This is a genomic window from Flavobacterium sp. T50_26, from assembly GCF_057652995.1.
The window spans coordinates 89,433-112,857 of sequence record NZ_JBYFCC010000006.1; the positions used below are offsets into that span (position 1 = coordinate 89,433).

Sequence of the window (23,425 nt, forward strand, 5' to 3'; positions counted from 1 at the left end):
AAGACGCTAAGCTTTTTGTTTAGTTATAAAGTTTTCTAGCTGTTTTAATGTTATTCGGTTTTCATAAATGGCTTTTCCGATGATAACACCGTGACAACCTAATTCGGCTAATTTTGGTAATTCGTCAAACGTTGATATTCCGCCGGAAGCGATTAATTTTATGTTTTTAATTTCATTTAAAATCGTTTTATACAATTCAAAACTTGGTCCTTGCAACATACCGTCTTTTGCAATATCCGTACAGATAACGGACTGAATTCCTTTGGTTTGATAGTTTACAATGAACGGAATTAATTCTTCACTACTTTCCTCTTGCCAACCCAAAACAGCAATTTTTCCATTGGAAACATCGGCACCGAGAATGATTTTTTCATTTCCAAAACGGTAAATCCATTCTTCAAATAAAATAGGATTTTTTACTGCTATACTTCCTCCTGTAATTTGATTGGCACCACATTCAAAAGCGATTTCCACATCTTTATTGGTTTTTAATCCTCCTCCAAAATCAATCTGTAAAGTGGTATTTGTACTTATTTCTTCCAAAATTTTGTAATTCACAATTTGACCTGATTTTGCTCCATCTAAATCGACTAAATGCAAATTGGTTATACCGTGTGCTTCAAATTGTTTCGCAACTTCTAGCGGATTTTCGTTGTATATTTTTTGTGTGGCATAATCGCCTTTTGTTAATCGGACACATTTTCCGTTTATAATGTCGATGGCAGGGATAATTTTCATTTTATTAGGTTTTCGGGTTGCGAGTTACGAGTTACGGGTTTTAGATTGAGGAAATTTTGTAATAGTTTTTCACCGACAAGTCCACTTTTTTCAGGGTGAAATTGAACGCCATAAAAATTATCTTTTTGCAAAGCCGCTGAAAAATCAGTTAAATAATATGTTGTTGCGATGGTTTCTTGGCAGATTTCAGCATAAAAACTGTGCACGAAATACACAAAACCTGTTGAAGCTCGGCAGAAAAACTGCTTTTCATCGGCAGTTTTTATGTCATTCCAACCCATATGTGGCACTTTAACTTGGTTAGAAAACTGAATAACATTTGTATCAAAAATTCCTAAACCTTTGGTATAGCCTTCTTCGGTGTGATTGCACATCAATTGCATTCCCAAACAAATTCCTAAAACCGGTTGGGTTAACGTGGGGATTAATTCATCCAAACCACTGTTTTTTAGTTTTTTCATCGCTGAACTGGCTTCGCCAACACCTGGAAAAATGACTTTCTCGGCAGAACGAATTTCATCTGGATTATTTGTCAAAATGCCTTCAAAACCTAATCGATTCAAGGCAAATTGAATGCTTTTTATATTTCCTGCTCCGTAATCTATTATTGCTATTTTCATTTTTTTGTTTCAGGTTTCAAGTTTCAAGTTTCAGGTTTCAAGTTTCAGGTTTCAGGTTCAAGTTATTCCACAAAAACAACTTGAAACTTTAAACTTGAAACAAATTTTTACAACATTCCTTTTGTACTAGGCAAAATCATTTTCTCAGAATCTCTTTTAACCGCAGCTTTGATTGCTTTAGCGAAAGCTTTAAAAATCGCTTCAATTTTATGGTGCTCGTTAAAACCTTCCGCTTTGATGTTTAAGTTAGCTTTGGCACCATCGGCAAACGATTTGAAAAAATGAAAAAACATTTCCGTTGGCATATCACCAATTTTTTCACGTTTAAAAGGAGCTTGCCACATCAACCACGAACGACCTCCAAAATCGATAGCGACTTGAGCCAAACAATCATCCATTGGGAGGCAAAATCCATACCGTTCGATGCCTAATTTGTTTCCTAACGCTTTTGCAAAAACTTCGCCTAATGCAATGGCCGTGTCTTCAATGGTATGGTGTTCATCCACTTGCAAATCTCCTTTTACCTGAATATCCAAATCCATTTGACCGTGTCTGGAAAGTTGATCGAGCATGTGATCAAAAAATGCTAATCCGGTTTGAATGTTGCTTTTTCCGATTCCATCTAAATTTAAAGTGATGGCGATTTCGGTTTCATTCGTTTTGCGATAAATTGAAGCGGTTCTGTTTTCCAATTTCAAGAACTCATAAATTTGCTTCCAATCATTTGTTTCTAACGCAATAATTGAATTTAATTCTTCCTGTTTAACGGAAATTTCATTCGTACCCAAATTGGTATTATCATTAATGAAAATCGCTTTTGATCCTAAGTTTTTAGCGAGTTCAACATCGGTTAAACGATCACCAATTACGAACGAATTTTCTAAATCATAGTCAGCCGAAAAATACTTTTGCAACAAGCCAATTCCTGGTTTTCGGGTAGAAGCATTTTCGCGTGGAAACGTTTTATCAATCAAAACTTCATCAAACACAACACCTTCATTTTCAAATGTTTTTAAAATGAAATTATGCACAGGCCAAAAAGTTTCATCAGGAAAATTTGCTGTTCCCAAACCATCTTGATTGGTGATCATCACTAATTCAAAATCTAATTCCAAGGCGATTTTGCTTAAATATGTTAATGATTTTGGATAGAAAGTCACTTTATCAAACGCATCAATTTGTTCATCAGGCGTTTCGTTGATGATGGTTCCGTCACGATCAATAAATAGAATTTTTTGTGCCATTTTAAAGTGATTTTAAAGTTGTTATTAATTGATTGTTTTCTTCTTTTGTTCCTACTGTAATTCGAAGACAGTTTTCGCATAATTGCTGATTACTTCGGTTTCGAATCACAATTCCGGCTTGAATTAATTGATTATATCTCAAGTTTGCATCATCTACTTTTACTAAAATAAAATTGGCATCGGAAGGAAAAATACGTTCAATAAATTTAATGGTTTTCAATGAATTGATGACGATTTCCCGCTCCGAAATAATCTTTTTTAATTGAGCATTTAATGTATTTTGATTTAATTTTTTGAGAGCAATTTCCTGTGAAGCTGTATTCAAATTGTAAGGTGGTTTGATTTTGTTCAGAATAGAAATAATTTCTTCCGAAGCATAAATAATTCCAATTCTAAGTCCGGCCAAACCGTATGCTTTTGATAATGTTTGAATAATTACTAAATTAGGAAAATCAGTCAACTCCGACAACCAACTTTCTTTGGACGAAAAATCGATGTAAGCTTCATCCAAAACTACCAAACCACTGAAATTTTTCAATAAATACAAAATACTTTCATCTGAAAATGAATTACCGGTTGGATTATTGGGTGAACATAAAAAGATGATTTTTGTGTTTTCTGAAATGGCATTCAAAATTTCATCCACATTTGGTTCAAAATCTTTGGTTAACAAAATCTCTTTGTTTTCAATGGCATTCAAATCGGCTAAAACACCATACATTCCGTAGGTTGGTGGTAAAGTTATGACGTTATCTTGATTTGGTTCGCAAAACGCACGAAAAAGTAAATCGAGTACTTCATCGCTTCCATTTCCTAATAAAATTTGGTTTAAAGAAACCTTTTTTTGTTTCGCTAAAACTGCTTTCAATAACTTTTGTTGCGGATCAGGATAGCGATTGTATCCATTGGAAAACGGATTTTCATTCGCATCCAAAAAAATTAAATTGGTTTCAAATTCTTTGTATTCATCTCGTGCAGACGAATAGGATTTCATATTCAAAATCGTTTTACGAACTAAATTCTGAATCGAAAAGGAGCTGCTAATTTCTATGTTTTTATTCATTTTTTAAAGCATTAAGTCGTAATGTAACTGCATTTTTGTGCCCTTGTAAACCTTCGGCTTCCGCCATAATATCAATTGCATTTCCGATGTTTTTTAAACCTTGTTCAGAAATTTTTTGAAACGTAATGGCTTTTGAAAAACTATCGAGATTTACACCGGAATAATTCTTTGAAAATCCATTTGTTGGCAAGGTGTGATTGGTTCCAGAAGCATAATCACCAGCACTTTCGGGCGTGAAATTTCCAATGAAAACAGAGCCTGCATTTTGAATTCCGTTAACAAAAAAGTCTTCGTTCTTGGAACAAATAATAAAATGTTCGGGAGCATATTCGTTGATAAAATCCAATCCATCACTTTCCTTTTTAATAAAAATTAATTTCGAATTTTCGATGGCTTTTTGAGCGATTTCTTTTCGAGGTAAAGCTTGAATTTGTTCTTCAATTTCTTTTTCGACTTCATCAATTATTTTTTGCGAATTGGAAACCAAAATTACTTGACTATCGGTTCCGTGCTCGGCTTGACTCAATAAATCAGAGGCAACAAAAGCCGGATTGGCTGAATCATCGGCATAAATCAACAATTCACTCGGACCTGCCGGCATATCGATGGCGGTTCCGAATTGCGTTGCAACTTGTTTCGCCACCGTGACAAACTGATTTCCGGGACCGAAAATTTTATACACTTTCGGAATCGTTTCTGTGCCAAAAGTCAATGCGGCAATAGCTTGGATTCCGCCCACTTTGTAATTTTTTGTCACACCACATAAATTAGCCGCATACAAAATAGCGGGATTTATTTTTCCGTTTTTATCCGGTGGTGAGCACAAAATAATTTCTTCACAACCTGCAATTTGAGCGGGAATAGCCAACATCAAAACTGTTGAAAATAACGGAGCTGTTCCGCTTGGAATGTATAAACCTACTTTTTGAATGGGTCGTTTTTCTTGCCAACATACAACCCCTTTGGTGGTTTCAACTTCAATTTTATTTGCTTTTTGAGCTGAATGAAATTTGTAAATATTTGATTTTGCCAACGCGATGGCTTCTTTTAGTTCGTTTGAAACTTGATTTTCTGCTTCTTTGATTTCATTTTCAGAAACTAAAAAATTATCTAATTTAATTCCGTCAAACAACGAAGTATATTTTGCAACTGCTGTATCGCCTTTGGTTTGGATTTCTTTGAAAATGGCTTTTACTGTTTCTTCTATTTCAGCGAATGATTGGGTTGGTCGTTGGGTTAAGGACGACCACTGGGATTGGGGTGGATTTTTATATTTTTTCATTTTTTTTGAACTTTATGATTAATTGAACTTTGTTTATGGCTCTTTAAGCTTCGCTTTAATGGAACACGGATTGAAAGAATTTAAATGATTTTCACGGATTTTGTTAGCTTTGCTATGATGGATTGAAAAGGATTCGTTTGGTGAACATTTTCTTTTTGAACAAATCTCAACTTGAAACTTGAAACTCGAAACCCCTTCTACAAAACCATCTTCTCAATTGGGCAAACCAAAATTCCTTCGGCTCCGGCGGATTTGAGTTGGTCGATGACTTCCCAAAAGGTGTCTTCTTCGATGACGGAATGAAGGCTGCTCCACCCCGATTCTGCTAACGGCATAATGGTTGGGCTTTTTAAAACCGGAAGAATTTGGCTGACTTCTTGAATTTTATCATTCGGCACATTCATCAAAATGTATTTTGACTTTCTGGCTTTTAGTACGGATTGGATTCGGAATTGAAGTTTGTTTAAAATTTCTTGATTTTCAGTTGAAATGTTTGGTGAAACGGCTAGAACAGCTTCGCTTTTCAGAATGACTTCTACTTCTTTCAGGTTATTTTTGAATAAAGTACTTCCGCTGGAAACGATATCGACAATTGCATCGGATAGACCAATATTGGGAGCAATTTCAACCGAACCGGAAATTTGATGAATATCAATCGAAATGTTTTTCGACTTAAAAAAGTTTAAAACCGTTGTAGGATAGGATGTTGCCACTCGCAAATTATTCAAATCTTGAATGGAATTGTATTGAAAATTCTTTGGTACCGCCACTGAAACTCGGCATTTTGAAAAACCCAATTTTTCAGCAACTGTGATGTTTTGTCCTTTTTCAACCAAAAGATTGTCGCCTACAATTGCCGCATCTACCACTCCGTCGATAAGATATTGCGGAATATCTGAATTACGAAGAAACAAAATTTCTAAAGGAAAATTGGAGGCTTCGGCTTTAAGTTGATCGTTGCCGTTGTTGATGGAAATGCCGCAGTCTTTGAGAATTTGAAGACTTTCTTCGTTGAGTCGACCTGATTTTTGAATCGCAATTTTTAAGGTGTTCATTTTTTGTTTTTTTTTAAATGAGTACACCAAAGCGGAGAGCAACAAAAAACCCGTTTGATGTACTCAAACGGGTTTTAGATATATGAATTAATTACATAGCATCATTACTTCGCTTGAGCGGAGGTGTGATGATGATGATGTAATTGAATTGAAAACATTTTGATCTATTTTGATGTTGCAAATGTAACGACTTAAATTTTTAGAAAACAAAAAATTTAGAAACTTTGTGATTTGTTGAACTTTTATTGTTTGTCAAATCTAATCTAAATTAATCTTTATTTATATACTCAATTGCTTTTTCAAGCACTTCATCGCGACCGTTTTTGATACCTTCGATAGTCGGTTTCACTTCGATATCGGGAACAATTCCGATGCGTTGGGTTTCTCTACCGTCGGGATAGTAAACTCCGATTCCGCTAATCATGGTTGAAATTCCACCCGGAAGAGAAATAGTAGAAACATTTCCATCTGCTCCAGCAGTTGTTGACCCCATCACGATTGCGTTTGGCGATTGTTGATAAGCCATTGCATGGAATTCAGCTGCACTTTGAGTTATTTCATTCACTAAAATAACCACTTTTCCTTTGTAATTATTATCTCTTTTGTTAGTTACATTATAGGTTTTATAAAATGTAAATATTCCAGGTTGTACCAAACTACCTTTTGTGAACTTGACAAAAGGACTCTTTTTGTGCACCAGATAACTTCCTAAAGTGTAGATTGAATAAAAATCAGATGGATAGTTTCTTATATCAAGAATTAAACCTTTGGAGTTTTTAAATTGCTCCCACAAATCCGGTAAACTATCTTTTTTGACTGTACCAATATTTAGGTAAGCAATATCTTTTTCAACAAATTTGAAGGAGGGTTCTTGGTCTTGATAAAATTTATAAATATTAATTTCATCTGTTGTATACGTTGCTATTTTTCGTTGAAATTTTTTCCCATCTCGAATGTATTCGATCGTTAATTCATCGTCATTTGTTCGCAAGACTGAATTAGCAATGTCTCTCAATTGTGTTGGATAATTGGATGCAGGAGTTCTGTGTAATTGTTCTTTTACAAACTCTTCCATTTGTTTTTGATTCACCGAAGCAATAATATCTCCAACTTTTAATCCTGATTCTTCGCCTAATTTATCATCATAAAAACGAGTAACCACAGCTTTTTCTTCAATAAATTTGATTTCTGCTGCTGCAAATTTTGATCCATGAAATTTATTTAAAACCTCATTTCCGCCCCAAATATTGGCGTGCGTATCATGAATTCTGGCAATAATCTCTAACGTAGTTAATGTATATTCTGTTTCGTCTTTTGCTTGAATAAACTTGGGAATAAATTCTTCTAAAACCATTTTCCAATCTTCTTCAATTAAATTTTTGTATGGAAAATAATACTGAATCATGTTCCAATACCGAAACAAAGTCAATAAACGAAAACCTGTATCCGGATAAACCGTTTTTGCATAGGCGTTTTCATTTTTGAAATCAGGATTATTTACATACGGGTAAAAAGCTAAATAATAATGATTGTCAGTTCGTTTTGCTGTTTTTACTTTGTTTAGTGCTGTAGTTAATTCATTTGAAAAATTGGAAGTAGTAATCCAATCTAAATCAGGTTTAAATTTAATTTTATCCTTTGGTTCTTTAAGACTTGTTGTTTTAAAATCACCTAAACTTGCTATCCATGCAGTAAAAATTGCATCGCGTTCGTTTGTTGATTTTGCAGAAAGTATTTTTGGCATAATTCGGAACAATTCATAATCCCAATTCAAATCGCCAGACGCTACTTTTGGATGGTGGTATTTTAGAAATCCCCAAATCAATCCGAGCATTTTGAGATTTGTAATTTGAGTAGAAGTATAATCAAACGATGTTATTTTTGAACCTTCATCAAATTCTTTATCTAATTGAGCCGGAAAAACGGGTTTAATAAATGTTTTTGCATTTTGAATTTCTTTTCCGTCAATCGTAACTTTAAAATCATCTAACCACATTTTGCCTTTTCCAACCAATAATCCACCTACTACTATTTTATCAGTTTTATCCGGACTCATTGGTAAGGTAATTTCGTATTTAGTCCAATCTGTTGTGCCGACAATTCCTCTATCGTTCATATTATCAAAGCCTAAACTTGGGTCAATTCTCATCCATAATCCGGCATGACCTTCGGAAACATTTTCTGTTTTAATGAATCCGCTTAGCGTGATTGATTTTCCTTTGTAATTATCCGGTAATGTAAATGCCCATGCTTTGAAACCAGAATTCCCATCAGTGTAAGCTAAAGAAACCGAATACTTTCCATTTTTAACAATTGTAGAATCTAACGCTTTTTGATATGTTTCATTTCCAAAGATTTCCCAACCTTTTGGATTTCCATTTTCTATGGTTTCAAAATCAAAATTAAATACTGATTTGGTCGGTTGTTTCTGAGCGAAAATCATCATTGTAAATGATAGAAACAAAATCGAAAGCAGGTAACTTTTTTTCATAAATAGCTGTGTTAAGTCTTTTTAAAATAATAATTTCATTCAATAATTTAAAAATCAATAATGAATGATTATTATTTTCACATCGTAAATGAAGTAAATTATCTTACAAAGTAAAAAGTGATTAACAAAAGTTTATGTCATTCTGTTCTTTATAAATATATTTTTTTAAAACAAAAAACCGTCTGAAATTCAAACGGTTTGTAAGGTATATGTAAAAAAAGATGTTTAATCATCATCTTTTTTAAATTCTCTTTCATCGGAAGATGAATTATTCATTTGAACAGTTACATTTTCTCTAATTTCAGTATGACGAATTTCGCCACCCGATGTGCCAACAGATTTTGACAAAACTGCCGAACCTATAGCTGAAATTAATACAACATAAGAAACAATTGCAGCTCTTGAATGCTTTTTAAAATTGGCTACTAAGCCTAAAATTGAAAGAATACCTAAACCATAAAGCACTTTCATAAAAGTTTCTGCAACTTCTTCGTGCTCGTGAATGATGTCGTGCGATATTCCTAATTCTTCTACAATTTCTTCTGCTCCTTCTCCCGTCATCATTGTAGCTTTTGACATAATCATACAAAAAATGAAAATCACATAAGCTGTATTAACCAAAATGGTTTGCTTTTTAAAAATTCCGTAAGCTAAAATTCCGATTCCAAAAAATAATCCGATGATGGGAAAATGGTTAAAAACCATGTGTAAATGTGCGTCGTTCATAATTTCTATTATTTAAAGTTAATATTTTAAGTTTTAAAGTTTCAAGTTTTAGGTATAACTACTGAAATAGTGCTTAAAGAATTTAACCTGCTAATGAAACACCGATTAAAGTTCCAATTCCAAAGGTAATAGCTGCTGCTGCTAATCCAAAAATAACTTGTCGCATACCTGAATAAATAACATTTTTTCCTGTAAATAAAGTTATAGCAGCTCCAATTCCAAAAAGGCCAATAATACTTGATCCAACACTTAGATAGATAGCGTTGTAACCTTCTAAAATAAAAAAAGGAAAAAGCGGAATTATGGCTCCAATTGCGAATAATACAAAAGAAGTGATTGCGGCTTCCCAAGCAGATCCACCTAATTCTTCTTTATTGATTCCGAGTTCTTCTACAATTAATGTTTCAATAGCAGATTCTTTCGTTTCAAATGCTTTTTCGGCTAATTTTTTTGCTTCAAAAACAGACATTCCTTTCGCTTGGTATAAAAGTATTAATTCTTTTTTCTCTTGTTCGGGCGATGCTTCCAATTCTTCTGTTTCTAATTCAATTTGACGCAAATGTAATTCTCGCGAACTTTGAACGGAAAGCCATTCGCCTAATGCCATAGAAATAGCACCTGCCAAAAGTCCTGCAATTCCGGTTAATAAAATTGTGTTGTTGGAAACTGCCGCTCCTGCAACTCCCATCACTAAACTCATATTTGACACCAAACCATCGTTTGCACCCAAAACTGCTGCTCGAAGTGCATTTCCGCCAACAGATTTATGGCGACTTTCGAACTTTGACAAAAAACCACCGGAAACATTAAATGCGGAATTATTATTCACAGCTTCAATGATTTTAAGATGATTGTGCTCAAAACCGGTTATTTCTTTCCCTTCTATTTTTTTGTTTTTGATTGAGTTTACCGCAAACTGTTTTTCAATACTTGATAAATTACTAATGATTGAACTGTAGCCAAATATTTTGCCTAATTTCAATTGCAATTTTGCTCTTGTTGAAGGTAAAGGCATTTGATAATTCACTTCCATTTCTGAAATTTTTTTATGTATGTGAATAGCGTGACCGTTTTCAATTTCGGATAAACCATTTAATACTCGAATTAAATTAATATCTGATTGAAGAGCCGCAATACTTGAATATAAAAAAGCGGTATCAACTTCAGTTTGCAATTGAGATTTAAGTTTACTTGTATCCATGATTAATTAGTTTAAATCAAATACTCCATTTGTGAGTAATTTTATTTTAGCATTAACATTATCATCAGGCATAATTTCAGTGAATTTTTCTGATTTCTCTCCTATTGTAACAGCAACTTTTTTGAATTTATATTCAGTTGTTTTACTTTTTAAAACCAATACATAATGTTTGTCATTTTCTGTAATGATAGCATCAGATGGAACTCCAAATCCTTTTTTAGCATCTGTAATTATGTTAGCTTCTACAAACATTCCAGATAACAATTTTCCTTTTATTTCTGGTGATAGTGTACCAAAAACCGAAATGGTTCTGTCTTTACTTTCTATCGATTTCCCAACTAATTGTACGTTAGAAATGAATTGTTCTTTGCTTGCTTCTGGTACTTTAAAAGTGATTTTTTGACCTTGTTTTACATGTAAAATGTCTTTTTCAAAAATGCTTAAATTCAGGTGTAAATAATTGGTATCTACAATTTCTAAAATTACATCGGAAGGCGACATAAACATGCCAACATTTGCGTTCATAACTGTTACATCACCAGAAATTGGTGCGAAAATAGTAATTTGTGAAGTAAATTTTCCACGCTCAACGTTAGCTGGATTGATGTTTAACAACACTAATTTTTCGCGTAAGCCTTGATACATTCCTTTTGCTTGTCGGTAATCACTTTCTGCTTTTAGATAGTTTTTTTGAGAAGTAATTTTTTCATTATACAACGTTTTCTGACGCTCAAATTCTGATTTTAAATAGTTAATTTGTTCGGCAACTTCTACATAATCCTTTTGTAAATCAAGATAATCTGTGTTTTCTAATGTAATCAAAGCTTGTCCTTTAGCAACTTTATCGCCAACTAATAATTTTGTAGCTTTTACATAACCGCCTAAAAAAGTAGTTACTTTAGCTCGATATTGTGGTGGAACATCAATTTTTCCGGATGATTTGACTATAACTTCAAAATCTTGTTCTATAGGTGAACCAATTTCCATTTTTGACGATTGAAATTGAGCTTCTGTTACTGTAATCAATCCGTCATCAACTACTTTTTCTTCTGCAACTTCTTGTTTGCATGAAAATAAAAGTGTTGTTATCGTTGCTATGTAGAATAGTTTTTTCATTTGTAAATTATTGTATATTAATATATTGTAAGTCTAATTGCGTTTTGTTGTATTGGTTTACGGCATCTAAATAATCTACCTGAATTGTGGTTGCATTTTCTAAACTTTGTATGAATTGAAAAAAATCAATTTCACCATGCTTGTAACTCATGTTGGCTACTTTAATAATCTCTTGAGAAACTTTTTTCCCATATTGATTATAATAATCAATTGCTTGGTTATATTGCTCTAATTCGCTGTTTTTCTGATTGATGTGTGCATCAATCTTAATTAGTTCATGTTGTTTTTGTTGTTCCCATGCTTGTGTTTCTAATTTGGCAACTTTAGATTTAGCAACATTCCCATTAAATAGAATTGGAACAGCAACACCTACTTGAAATCCATATAAAGATTGCGAAATTCCGCTATTTCTTCCTTGAAAATATTCCACGTTTAAATCGGGTAACCAATTCTGTTTTTGGAGTTTTTCATTAGATTTGTATTTTTTTGTAATACTCTCTAAATAAGTACTATACAATTCTTTACTTGAAGTATTTAATGTATTATTCATAGGTTTAATTTCATTTGTTTTTATACTGATTTTTTCCTCCGATTGTACTAAAGCTTGTAATACTTCTAATTGTGCTTTTTTCTCTTTATCTAATTGCGAAAGTTTGGTTCTAATTTGTCTAAATTTAGCTTCAGCAGTTATTTTTTCCAAGTAATTGGTTTCGCCTAATTCAAATCTTCGGTCGCTTGCTTTAGAGAAATTTTGATACAAACTATCTAAATAGCTGTACAATTTTTCTTGATGTTGCAGATATACAATTTGATGATATATTTTTGAAACTTCAAATTTGAGTTTGTTTTTTTGTAATTCAAAAGAAGCCTTTTGACTTTCTAATTCGGCTTTATAGACCTTTTTTTGAGCACCATAAACCGTTGGAAAAGCAAATGATTGCTGCACTCCAAATACTTTTAAGGGTTCGTTATTTAGGGCCAAATTATTTTGGTCATAACTATAATAGACATTCATTTTATCAAAAGAGTAAGCCGTTTTAATAGTTGCATTTGCTTTGTCGATTTGCAATTGTCCTGCTTTTACTAATTTATTGTTTTGCAAAGCTTTAGACATTATTGAATCTAATTCCGTATTATTTTCTTGAGCAAAACCAAAACTTGTACCCAATAAAAATATCAAAATATAAGTTCCGCTTACATGTTTTTTGAATTTCGGTTTTTTGAATTCTTTCTCATCAAAAACTTTGAATAAAATAGGCAAAACAATCATTGTTAATAGTGTTGCTGTGAATAATCCACCAATAACTACAGTAGCTAACGGACGTTGTACCTCTGCTCCAGCCGATGATGAAATTGCCATTGGTAAAAACCCTAAAGCAGCGGCAGCGGCAGTTAATAAAACTGGTCGAAGTCTATCGGTGGTTCCTTTTAAAATGAGTTCGTTCATATCTTTCATGCCACTGTGTTTTAATTCTTTAAAATGTTCAATTAGTACGATTCCATTTAGCACTGCAATTCCGAATAATGCAATAAATCCAACACCTGCCGAAATACTAAATGGCAAATCTCGCATCCATAAAAACAACACACCACCAACTGCTGATAAAGGAATTGCTGAATATACCATTAAAGCTTCTTTGATGGAACCAAAGGCAAAATGCAATAAGATAAAAATTAAAAATAAGGCAATTGGTACAGCAATTAACAATCGAGCTTTTGCACTTTGTAAGTTTTCAAATTGTCCGCCATAGGTTACGCGATAGCCTGTTGGTAAATCAATTTTAGTATCTATAATTTGCTGAACATCATCAACAACACTTTGTAAATCGCGGTTTCTCACGTTGATTCCCACAATAATTCTTCGATTGGTATTGTCTCTTGAAATTTTAGCCGGACCTTCTGTATATTCGATAGAGGCTAATTCTCTCAACGGAATTTGCTCGCCATTTGGAGTAGAAACATATAAATTTCGTAAGTCTTCAATATCGGTTCTGTTCGTTTTATCTAACCGAATGACCATATCAAAACGTTTTTCACCTTCAAATACATTCCCAACGGTTTTCCCAGCGAATCCTAAAGCAATCATTTCGTTTAAATCGGCAATATTTAAGCCATAACGAGCAATTTTGCTTCGGTCGTATTGCACGAACATTTGAGGCAAGCCTTCCGTTTTTTCGATGATAATATCCGATGCACCTTCCACATTTTTAATTGCTTTTTCGATTTCGTGTGCTTTTTTGGCTAAAATATCTAAATCTTCACCAAAAATTTTAATGGCCACATCGGAACGAGAACCTGAAATTAATTCGTTGAAACGCATTTCAATAGGTTGTGTAAATTCGATTTCCATGTTTGGAATTTTCTCTTCTAAAGCCGCTTTGATTTTATCAGCTAATTCATCTTTAGAATCAGCAGAAACCCATTCAGATTTTGGTTTTAATTTTACGATAATATCACTTTCTTCCATACTCATTGGATCGGTTGGCACTTCGGCAGCACCAATTCTACTGACTACTTGTGAAACTTCTGGGAAATTTTTAAGAATTATTTTTTCAATTTTGGTAGTCGTTTCAATGGTTTTAGAAAGTGATGTTCCTGTTTTTAAAACGGGTTGAATCACGAAATCACCTTCATCTAATGTTGGAATGAATTCACCACCCATGGTTGCAAACAAACCAACGGCTAAAAACAATAACCCAACAGCTCCGTAAAGTACTTTTCTAGTATTGCCTAAAGCCCAAGTAATTACAGGTAAATACCAAGAATTCAATTTGTTAATTAAACGATTGGAAATTGATTTTGGGTTTTCTTCTTGCGGTTTTAAAAACAATGAAGCCGCAACAGGAACGTAAGTAAAACAGAATAACATCGCACCCACTAGAGCAAAACTAAATGTCATTGCCATAGGTTTGAACATTTTTCCTTCAACACCTGATAAAGAAAGAATTGGAATAAATACGATAAGAATGATTAACTGCCCAAAAATAGCCGAATTCATCATTTTAGAAGCACTTTTATAGGTAATTTGGTCAATTTCTAACTGACGATCTTCTTTCGTTAAACCGACTAAATGTCTGGATTTATGAGCAATTTGAAAAGCAATAAATTCAACGATAATGACGGCTCCGTCGATTATAATTCCGAAATCGATAGCCCCTAAACTCATTAAATTGGCATCAATTCCGAAAATATTCATGAACGAAATAGCAAATAATAAGCATAGCGGAATTACAGAAGCCACAACCAATCCTGAACGCCAATTTCCGAGCAATAAAACCACAACAAAGATTACGATTAAACAACCTAAAATTAGGTTTTCAGCAACGGTGAATGTAGTTTTACCCACTAACTCACTTCGCTCTAAAAATCCGTTGATAAAAACGCCTTCTGGTAATGTTTTTTCAATTTCTGCAACTCTATGTTTCACATCTTCAATTACTTGTTTTGAATTGCCACCTTTTAGCATCATCACTTGACCCAAAACCTTCTCGCCTTCTCCGTTTCCGGTAATCGCACCAAAACGATTGGCATGACCAAATTGTACTTTGGCGATGTCTTTAATGTATATTGGCAAACCAGAATCATTTTTAACAACAATATTTTCAATATCTTGAGCAGAATTTACTTTTCCTTCGCCACGAATAAAATAACTTTGATTGGTTTTTTCAATATATGAACCACCGGCAATGCTATTATTTTTTTCTAAAGCTGTAAAAACATCAGTAGTAGAAATGTTCATTGCTTTTAAACTAGCAGGATTGATAGCGATTTCGTATTGTTTTAAAAAGCCACCCCAAGTATTGATTTCAACTACACCTTTGATTCCAGATAATTGTCTTTTTACTACCCAATCTTGAATCGTACGTAAATCGGTAACTGAATATTGATTTTTGAATTCGGGTTTTACTTCTAACGTATATTGATAGATTTCGCCTAAACCAGTTGTAATTGGTCCCATTTCCGGTGTTCCAAAACCTTCAGGAATTTTTTCGGTAGCAGTTTTGATTTTTTCAGCGATTAATTGTCTAGGTAAATAGGTTCCTATTTCGTCTTCAAAAACAATCGTTACCACAGATAATCCGAATTTTGAAATAGAACGTATTTCGGTTACACCGGGCAAATTTGCCATTTCAATTTCTACAGGATACGTAATATATTGCTCGATATCTTGAGTAGAAAGATTGCGAGATGTTGTAATTACTTGTACCTGATTATTAGTAACATCAGGCACTGCTCCGATTGAAATTTGGAAAACAGAGAATAAACCAAATCCTAAAACACCAAGCGTGAATAAAAGGATTATGAGTTTATTTTTTAAACTAAAGGCTATAATTTTTTCGAGCATTTTGGCATCTTTTAATTTCAGTAAAATTAATCTGAAAGTAATAAATCCGCCTTAAGATTGACTTAGGAATAAATTAATTAAACCTTAATTCTACAATCGTTCCATCATTTAATCTGCTCTGAATTTTGAAGTCGATATTCAACAAATCCGTAAGTCTTTTTACAATAGACAATCCCAAACCTGTACCTTTTGTATTGGTTTCTAGTGCAGATTGAGAACGATAAAAACGATTTTCAATTTTATCTAGTTCTTCGGTTGGAATTCCAATACCATGGTTATGAATTTTGCAAATAATTTGATTGTTTTCTTTAAATAAATAAACGGAGACAATTCCATTTTGATTAGAATATTTAATCGCATTTGAAAGTAAATTGCTGATAATAATCGAAACCAAATAACCATCGGATATTATAAAAAAATCATCGTTAAAGTCATGTTGAATAGTGATATTTTTGCTATTAATTTTTTGAGAATAGCGTGCTAAATTATCTAAAATCAACGCATTAAGAAAAACCTGTTCGTTTTTGCTCGCTTCTTTCTGATTTTCAAAACGAGCAAGTAAAAGTAATTCATCTACCAATTGATTTAATCGGTCAACTTCTTTGATACTATAATTTATTTTTTCTTCATATTCTGACTGATTGCGAGGTTTACGGATTAAAACCTCTAAAGTTCCTTTAATTACTGCTAAAGGTGTTCGTAATTCATGCGAAGCATCGGAAGTAAATTGTTTTTCGCGTTCTACGGCATTTTCAATTCGGTCGAGTAAATCGTTAATCGTTTTAGAAAGAACGAACAATTCGTCTTTGTTTTGGGGTAAATCTATTCGCGAACTTAGGTTTTCGCGACTAATTTGTTTTGATGTTTCAGTAATTGTTTTGATTGGTTTGATGCTTCTTCCCACAATAAATCTGGCGATAAGAAATAAACTTATCAAAATAATTGGAAATGAAATAAATAGAATGTTTCGCAAATTAGACAAAACCATAATGGCATCATCCAACGACATGGCTACAACGAGATGACCAATTACTTTATGATTATCATAAAGCGGAACCTGAATCTGACGAATAGGTTTTTTGTTTAAATACGTATCAATAAATTCGTTTTTTCTATTTTCTGGATAAAGCTTTAAATTGAGTTTTTTTAAATTGGGTGATTTATCAATTAGTTCGTTATTACTGTCAAAAAATTGAACAAATACAGGGTTTACGTCCACCGTATTGTGTTCTCTTTCACGCCATTCATCTACTTGAATGAGATAGGAATTGTTGTGATCGATTTCAATTTCTTCCAAATGTTTTTCAACTTCATTTTGAATATCATCATTAATGTGATTAAAAACACTCAAACTCACCATTTGATAAATTACTAAAAAAACTATTGTTATTAGCAAAGCAGTGCTAATAATATAGTAAAAAGCAATTCTATTTCGAAAAGAGAATTTAAGCATAAATTGTAACTACCTTAATCATTAGCAATATAACCAACACCCCGAATGGTTTTGATACTTTCATCTTCTTTTGAAAGATTGAGTTTTTTTCGAATGGCATTCATAAACACATCAATTACACCGGTATCATACTCAAAATGAATATCCCAAACATCTTCAATAATTTGATTTCGAGTGCATACTTTTCCTTTGTTTTTAATTAAATATATCAAAAGTTCGTATTCTCTTTGCGTCAATGAAATTTCATTATTTTCTGAAAAAACCTGGTGTTTGGATTGGATAATTTTAATCTTTCCTAAGGTCAAAACATCAACTTCATTGGTGATTCTAAAATGAATTTTTATTCGTTCCAACAATTCATCAAAACTAAATGGTTTTTTGATATAATCATTAGCTCCGGCTTTTAAACCTTCTATTGTTTCTTGAACAGTATCTTTGGCCGTTAAAAAAATAATTGGCGTTGTGGTATTGATTTTTCTGAAAGATTCACAAACTTTTAGACCAGAGAGTTTTGGTAACATCCAATCTAATAAAATTAAATCGGGTTTATGGCTAATTGCCATTTCTAATCCTGATTGACCATCATTGGCAACCAACACTTCGTAGCCTTCTTCTTCTAAACCTTGTTTTAGAAAATTGGCAATTCCTATTTCATCTTCAACGACTAAAAGTTTCATTTGTCTAATACAAATTTAATTCCGAAAGATACAATATTTGCCTCTAAACCATCACTTCTGGAATAATGATTATATCTGAAATCGATGTTTTTTATGCCGAATTTCCAAATTTTAGCTGCTGTAAAAATATCGGTATAATTCACTCCAAATCCGTATTGATGTGCATCAAATGTTGATAAATCATAATCGGAAGTATAAAATTCATCGGTAGAAAGATGTTGTTCGTGCGGTGCAAAATATTTTGATGCAGATTGAGTATAAAAACGATACATCGGAAAAATAGTAAAACGATCTGTTATTTTATAAGGCAATTCAATACTTGCCGTGTGTGAACTAATTCCCCAATTATCCGTATAAAAACGATAATAGGTTCTAAACACAAATTTTTCATTGATATAATAATTCAAACGAGCTCCAATTGGTAATTTAAATCGACTATCCGGTAATCGTTCAATATCATCAGCTAATTGAAATTCATTAATAAATGAATCACTCACATCGGCAAAATAAACCCGTTGATACGGTGTTGAAAGTAAGCCCTGTTGATGTAAAATATCTGCAAAAATGGATAATTGTGTATTCTTATTCAGCACTTGCGAAAAACTGAAAGAAAGAGCATAAGAATTTCTATTTTTTTCCGGTTGAAAAACAAAATTGGTTGGGTTGTAATTGGTATTTCCTGTGATTGAAAAATCATCAAAAATTCCACCGTTTAATGTATTACCATTATCAGCAAAATCTTGTAATTCTTTTGGGTAAATAGGTTTCCAAGTATCTAAATAAACATTGGCAGCAATTCCCACTTCAGTATTTTTATCGTTAAATAATTTGGTTAAACCGCCACCAAATCCAATAGAAGAATAATCATATTCAACTGAACCGGAAATATGTGCATTCCAAATCGTATTTCTATCATCCGCACTATGACTGTAATTCACAACCAACGTAGTTAAAACATCCTGAGCAGAAGCACCCGAACTAGCTTGCCACGGACTTGGAGTTGCACTATCAAACGGATTGATGTTTCCTGATGAAGCCGAAGAATAGGCAGAAATCCCCATATCTACAGTTAAAACATCATCGTCATTTAACGGAACGGCTACAACAATGGTTGGTGTAATATCGGTTAATTCCTCCATCCCACTTCCGCCGGAAACAGCAGAATGGATTCCGTCTTGTTTATAATAACTCATCAAAAAATCAACTTCTGTTGATTCCAACACTCGTTTTTTAAACACAAGTGTTGAATCTTGTTCTTGTGCTAAAAGCGAGAAAGAACAGAGAAAAAGCCAAAGAAAAAAATAGTTTTTCATTTTAAGTTTGGATAATTAGTTACAACCACAACCACCTCCGGTTTTGCCTCCATTGGCTCCGGCTGCTGCTTCGCGATAGACTTGAAAATTAGTTTCAAAACGTTCGGACGAGCGGGCTGCTAATTTCATGTCGGAATCGTTGATTTTTTCTTTTTCGTACTCTTTAACTGAATTGCAGGATTGTAAAGCAAAAAGAGTGATTGTGAGGATTACTATTTTTTTCATATTTATTTTTTTAAGTCAATATTTTTAGAGGTATGCACCACACCTTTATCATCAACAATAATGCATTCGATACCTTTGATTTGATCTACTAAATCGAGTCCAACATCAAGGCCCAGAACGAAAATTCCGGTAGCCAGTGCATCGGCAAGTTCTGTGGTTTTTGCAAAAACCGATACACTAACAATTCCGGTGGCAGGATAACCTGTTCTTGGATCTATAATGTGTGAGTATCGTTTTCCGTTGAAAGTGACAAATTTTTCATAACTCCCGGAAGTTTCTACTGCACTGTCTTCTAAAGGAAAAGTGGCAAATACTTTATTTTTATTCATCGGATTCACGATGGCTACTGTCCATGGTTTTCCGTCAGGTTGTTTGCCCCATGCAAAAATGTCGCCTGAAACATTTACAATTCCTGATTTACAACCGTTTTCGATTAATAAAGCTTTGACTTTATCAGCAATGTAGCCTTGACCGATTCCGCCTAGACCGAGTTTCATTCCATTATTTTTTAGAAAAATTGTCGATTCTTTTTCGTTTAAAATGATATTTTGATAGCCAACTTTAGCAACTGAATTTTTGATAGCTTCTTCGGTTGGCATTTCTTTCATACTACCGTCGAATTTCCAAATTTTGTCCATAGATGCATACGAGATATCAAAAGCTCCGTTAGTCAATTTTGAAATTTTAATGGCTCTTTCAATCAATTCAAAAACTTCTTGATCTACTTTTACGGGAGATTTACCTGCATTTTGATTGACTTTGGAAATCTGTGTGGTTGGAATCCAATCGGAAATTAAATTTTCAATACGTTTAACTTCGTCAATAGCTTGGTTGATATATTGATTTCCCTGAACGGTATCTTTTACAACAACTGTCATCTCAAAAGGACTACCAAGCATGAATGTCTTTTTGGTATGAGTTATTTGTGCGGAAGAATTCCACAAAAAGAAAAGACTACCATATAAAAGAATAGTTTTCATTTACTTTTCGAATTTTTTAATCATCGCTATGTATTCGGCAGGTGATACATTTTTGAATCCGGTCATTCCAAGCACTTTTCCATTTTTATCCAACAAAACTACCAAAGGAAAACTTCCTCCTTTGTTGTATTTTTCGGCTAATACTTTATTTTGCTCTGTTATTTCAGGAGCCAATTGATTTGCTTTTTTCTTTGGAAAATCGGCTTTATATGTCACCCAGTTTTTTTCAGCTTCAACTTTAAATTCAGCTGACATCCAAATGTTTTTTTCTAATTTAATACAAGGAGCACACCAATCGGAACCGGAAAAAACCAAAATGATGTTTTTATTTTCTTTTACGGCAATGGATTTTGCTTGTTCAAAATTAGTTTGCCAGTTTTGAGCATAAAAAAAACTCACTGTAAAAAGGAATACGATAGAAATGTAACTTTTCATTTGCTTTATTTTGATGTAAAATTAACGCAAATAGAGTTACATTATTAGTGAGAAGAATTCAATTAAGTAAATCTTAAGTTATAGCAATCCGTTAAACTTTCTAATAAACCATTCTGAAACCAAAGCAAGAGAAATAATAATAAGTAACCAAACCCAATCGATAATTGGTGTTTTTTTGACTATTTCTTTTTGGATGGGTTTGTAGTTTTCGTTCGCCAATAAAGATGCAATTAATTCATCTGTTTGAGTAGCCAGAAATGTTTTTCCGTTAGTTTGAGTAGCCAATTGATTTAGTTTGGCGTAATCCGGATTGACAAATTGTTTTTCAATGTCAAAATCTAAGACTTCAAAAAAACCTGAATAGGATGTTTTGGAATTGTTTTCGGTTACGGTAAACGAATAATTTCCGGCTGAAAGTCCGTCTAAATTTACTTTATACGAATTGGTTGATTTCAATAAATCATACGATTTTGTTTGATTAGTCGCTTTGTTTTTTACCGAAATGGATAAACGAGCATTATCATCAAATTCATAATTTTTATTGAAATATTGAGCATTAATTTCGATGGCATCGCCTGAATTATAGAAGTTTTCGTGGGTAACAACCAATGATTTTCTAGCATTGTTGGAAGATAAAAACTGAATTGTTTTATCAATAAAAACATCAAATTTCTCAAAGCTTTGTTGATCGATGTGACTTTGCAAACGCCATTTCCAAATATTTTCACCTAATAAAAAAGCCGATCGTTTTCCTTGATTTTCAGTATAAGCTAACAAAGGAAAATTAAGTTCTACGTTGCGAATTCTAGCTCCAATTAATTTATCATAGTTCGATTTTGATGTAATTGTTCCGAACGGATTTTGCAATGGCGGCAAATTTTCAAATCCAATATTATCAATAGCAAAAAGGTTGAATTGTGAAGAAAAAGTAGCCAAATAATCTTCTTGTTGGCCACTCATTTTAAAATCAAACGTAGTTTGCTGTTGATTTAAAAAATTGAAATCGCTGTGCAACCCAGTGATAATCCAAGTGTTTAAATTAGCTAAAGTATTTTTTTCGAAAACCGATTTGAATTCGGATGTTGGTTGGTATAAAATCAATACATTATAATCTTGTAACGAATTGATTTGATTGGGTTTAACAACCGTTACTTTACGTTGTTGATTAGTTTCAATAGCTCGTTTTAACGCTCCGACATCAGGATGATTAATCGAAGAAATAATAGCAACTTCTGTCTTTTGATCGATGATTTCGACAGCAAAGTTCTTGGTGTTATTGTACGTATTTTTTTCCTGTTCGGAAGAAGAAATCGTTGCTTTGAAAACTTGAACGCCCACTTTTTCAGCAGGTAATAAAACGGTGATTAATTGCGATTTTTGACTGTTTGAAAAACTTACATTTTGCTTACTTAAAACTGAATTTCCTTGTGATATGGAAAAAGTGGCATTCACATTTTTATTTCCGGAATAGTTGACAAACACTTCAACTGGAAATTCATTTTTCAGAAACGCATATTTGTTGACGTTGAGCTGACTGATTTTTAAATCTAAAACAGAAGTCGTGTCGCCCAAAACAATTGGGTAAACCGCTTTATTTTCGTCGAATGAATAGATATAATCACTTCCTTGGGTTTGATTTCCGTCTGAGATAATAACGGTGGGATGATTGACACTTTTGTGGATGCTTTTCAGTCCTTTTCCTACTCCATCGATTCGGGTTTGTGTTCCTTTGAAATCATAGGTTTCAGAAGATTCTAATTCGCTTGAAAATTGATAAGATTGTACTTCGTATTTTTCTTGTAAAGCAGAATTGGATGTCAGTTTTTTGTAAACTTCTAAAGCTGATTCTTTGGAATTTAATTCCGCAATTGATGAGGAATTATCGACTACAATTGGTAACGGAATTTTGATGGTTTCAAATGATTTTTGGGTGAGAATTGGGTTGATTAATAAAACCAATAATCCGAAAATGGCAATGAAACGCAAAAAAGCCAAGAACCAATTGATTTTTGAATTGGATTTGGCTTTGTAGAAATAGTGAAAAAATGATACTCCTCCGGCCAGTATTACTGAAAGTAAAAGTAAAAGGACGGTGCTTGTGGTCATTTTTATTTAAAGGGTTAAAAAGTTAAATGTTTATTTGTTTAAAAAAGTATCATTTCTATTACAGATGAGCTTAAATATAAACAATATTGCTGCGATAACTTTAATAAACATACCTATTGTTAAAATAAGATTTCCAGTAATTGGACCAATTTCAAAATGAATTATCTTAAATAATGCACCAATAATAGTTATAATTACTCCTAGTAAAAATAATATGATTATATGTTTATTTTTCATTGATTAAAATGGTTAATTTATACTGTTTTTTAGCCCCGATTGCAATGGAAAGCCTTGTGCAGCTTGGGCTGATTTTTTCTTGCTGAACCAAAGCGACCAACGGAAGCTCTTGGGGCAG

The 23,425-nt window shown here is 33.0% G+C and carries 19 protein-coding genes; all 19 read right to left on the reverse strand.

All coding sequences use genetic code 11. The annotated features are described in order from the left end of the window. Nucleotides 1-6: 6 nt before the first annotated feature. Nucleotides 7-738, reverse strand: a complete 732-nt coding sequence (hisA, locus tag AC23MC_RS05100; RefSeq protein WP_487567327.1) for a 1-(5-phosphoribosyl)-5-[(5-phosphoribosylamino)methylideneamino]imidazole-4-carboxamide isomerase — start codon at nucleotides 736-738, stop codon at nucleotides 7-9. After that, on the reverse strand, nucleotides 735-1,358 hold the full coding sequence (hisH, locus tag AC23MC_RS05105; RefSeq protein WP_487567326.1) for an imidazole glycerol phosphate synthase subunit HisH: 624 nt from the start codon (nucleotides 1,356-1,358) through the stop codon (nucleotides 735-737). Before hisH ends, hisA begins: the two co-directional genes overlap by 4 nt. Before the next feature lie 107 nt (nucleotides 1,359-1,465). After that, nucleotides 1,466-2,602 carry a bifunctional histidinol-phosphatase/imidazoleglycerol-phosphate dehydratase HisB gene (hisB, locus tag AC23MC_RS05110; RefSeq protein WP_487567325.1) on the reverse strand — a complete coding sequence of 379 codons (1,137 nt, stop codon included), beginning with the start codon at nucleotides 2,600-2,602 and terminating at the stop codon, nucleotides 1,466-1,468. A 1-nt stretch (nucleotide 2,603) separates the two neighbouring features. Beyond that, a complete protein-coding gene (hisC, locus tag AC23MC_RS05115) occupies nucleotides 2,604-3,665 on the reverse strand; it encodes a histidinol-phosphate transaminase (RefSeq protein WP_487567324.1) in 1,062 nt (353 codons plus the stop codon). Then, nucleotides 3,658-4,947 (reverse strand): histidinol dehydrogenase, encoded by a 1,290-nt coding sequence (hisD, locus tag AC23MC_RS05120; RefSeq protein ID WP_487567323.1) that lies wholly within the window; start codon nucleotides 4,945-4,947, stop codon nucleotides 3,658-3,660. The genes hisC and hisD overlap by 8 nt, the downstream gene beginning before the upstream one ends. A 197-nt stretch (nucleotides 4,948-5,144) precedes the next feature. Then, nucleotides 5,145-6,002 carry an ATP phosphoribosyltransferase gene (hisG, locus tag AC23MC_RS05125; protein WP_487567322.1) on the reverse strand — a complete coding sequence of 286 codons (858 nt, stop codon included), beginning with the start codon at nucleotides 6,000-6,002 and terminating at the stop codon, nucleotides 5,145-5,147. Between the two features lie 268 nt (nucleotides 6,003-6,270). After that, a complete protein-coding gene (locus AC23MC_RS05130; RefSeq protein ID WP_487567321.1) occupies nucleotides 6,271-8,493 on the reverse strand; it encodes a S41 family peptidase in 2,223 nt (740 codons plus the stop codon). A gap of 225 nt (nucleotides 8,494-8,718) precedes the next feature. Then, complete coding sequence (locus tag AC23MC_RS05135) at nucleotides 8,719-9,219, reverse strand: hypothetical protein (RefSeq protein ID WP_487567320.1); 501 nt, start codon at nucleotides 9,217-9,219, stop codon at nucleotides 8,719-8,721. 82 nt (nucleotides 9,220-9,301) lie between these two features. Then, complete coding sequence (locus tag AC23MC_RS05140; protein ID WP_487567319.1) at nucleotides 9,302-10,420, reverse strand: VIT1/CCC1 transporter family protein; 1,119 nt, start codon at nucleotides 10,418-10,420, stop codon at nucleotides 9,302-9,304. Between the two features lie 6 nt (nucleotides 10,421-10,426). Then, nucleotides 10,427-11,536 carry an efflux RND transporter periplasmic adaptor subunit gene (locus AC23MC_RS05145; RefSeq protein ID WP_487567318.1) on the reverse strand — a complete coding sequence of 370 codons (1,110 nt, stop codon included), beginning with the start codon at nucleotides 11,534-11,536 and terminating at the stop codon, nucleotides 10,427-10,429. A 7-nt stretch (nucleotides 11,537-11,543) separates the two neighbouring features. Continuing rightward, entirely contained in the window at nucleotides 11,544-15,881 is a 4,338-nt protein-coding gene (locus AC23MC_RS05150) for a CusA/CzcA family heavy metal efflux RND transporter (RefSeq protein WP_487567317.1), read from the reverse strand. 73 nt (nucleotides 15,882-15,954) lie between these two features. Further along, nucleotides 15,955-17,334 (reverse strand): sensor histidine kinase, encoded by a 1,380-nt coding sequence (locus AC23MC_RS05155; protein WP_487567316.1) that lies wholly within the window; start codon nucleotides 17,332-17,334, stop codon nucleotides 15,955-15,957. Between the two features lie 14 nt (nucleotides 17,335-17,348). After that, nucleotides 17,349-18,011 carry a response regulator transcription factor gene (locus tag AC23MC_RS05160; RefSeq protein ID WP_487567315.1) on the reverse strand — a complete coding sequence of 221 codons (663 nt, stop codon included), beginning with the start codon at nucleotides 18,009-18,011 and terminating at the stop codon, nucleotides 17,349-17,351. Continuing rightward, a complete protein-coding gene (locus AC23MC_RS05165) occupies nucleotides 18,008-19,324 on the reverse strand; it encodes a DUF3570 domain-containing protein (RefSeq protein ID WP_487567314.1) in 1,317 nt (438 codons plus the stop codon). The genes AC23MC_RS05160 and AC23MC_RS05165 overlap by 4 nt, the downstream gene beginning before the upstream one ends. A 15-nt stretch (nucleotides 19,325-19,339) precedes the next feature. Beyond that, on the reverse strand, nucleotides 19,340-19,549 hold the full coding sequence (locus tag AC23MC_RS05170; RefSeq protein ID WP_487567313.1) for a DUF4266 domain-containing protein: 210 nt from the start codon (nucleotides 19,547-19,549) through the stop codon (nucleotides 19,340-19,342). 2 nt (nucleotides 19,550-19,551) lie between these two features. Then, a complete protein-coding gene (locus AC23MC_RS05175; protein ID WP_487567312.1) occupies nucleotides 19,552-20,529 on the reverse strand; it encodes an FAD:protein FMN transferase in 978 nt (325 codons plus the stop codon). After that, complete coding sequence (locus AC23MC_RS05180; protein WP_487567311.1) at nucleotides 20,530-20,964, reverse strand: thioredoxin family protein; 435 nt, start codon at nucleotides 20,962-20,964, stop codon at nucleotides 20,530-20,532. Between the two features lie 78 nt (nucleotides 20,965-21,042). Continuing rightward, nucleotides 21,043-23,070 carry a hypothetical protein gene (locus AC23MC_RS05185; RefSeq protein ID WP_487567310.1) on the reverse strand — a complete coding sequence of 676 codons (2,028 nt, stop codon included), beginning with the start codon at nucleotides 23,068-23,070 and terminating at the stop codon, nucleotides 21,043-21,045. A 30-nt stretch (nucleotides 23,071-23,100) separates the two neighbouring features. After that, on the reverse strand, nucleotides 23,101-23,307 hold the full coding sequence (locus tag AC23MC_RS05190) for a GldL-related protein (RefSeq protein ID WP_487567309.1): 207 nt from the start codon (nucleotides 23,305-23,307) through the stop codon (nucleotides 23,101-23,103). Nucleotides 23,308-23,425: the final 118 nt, after the last annotated feature.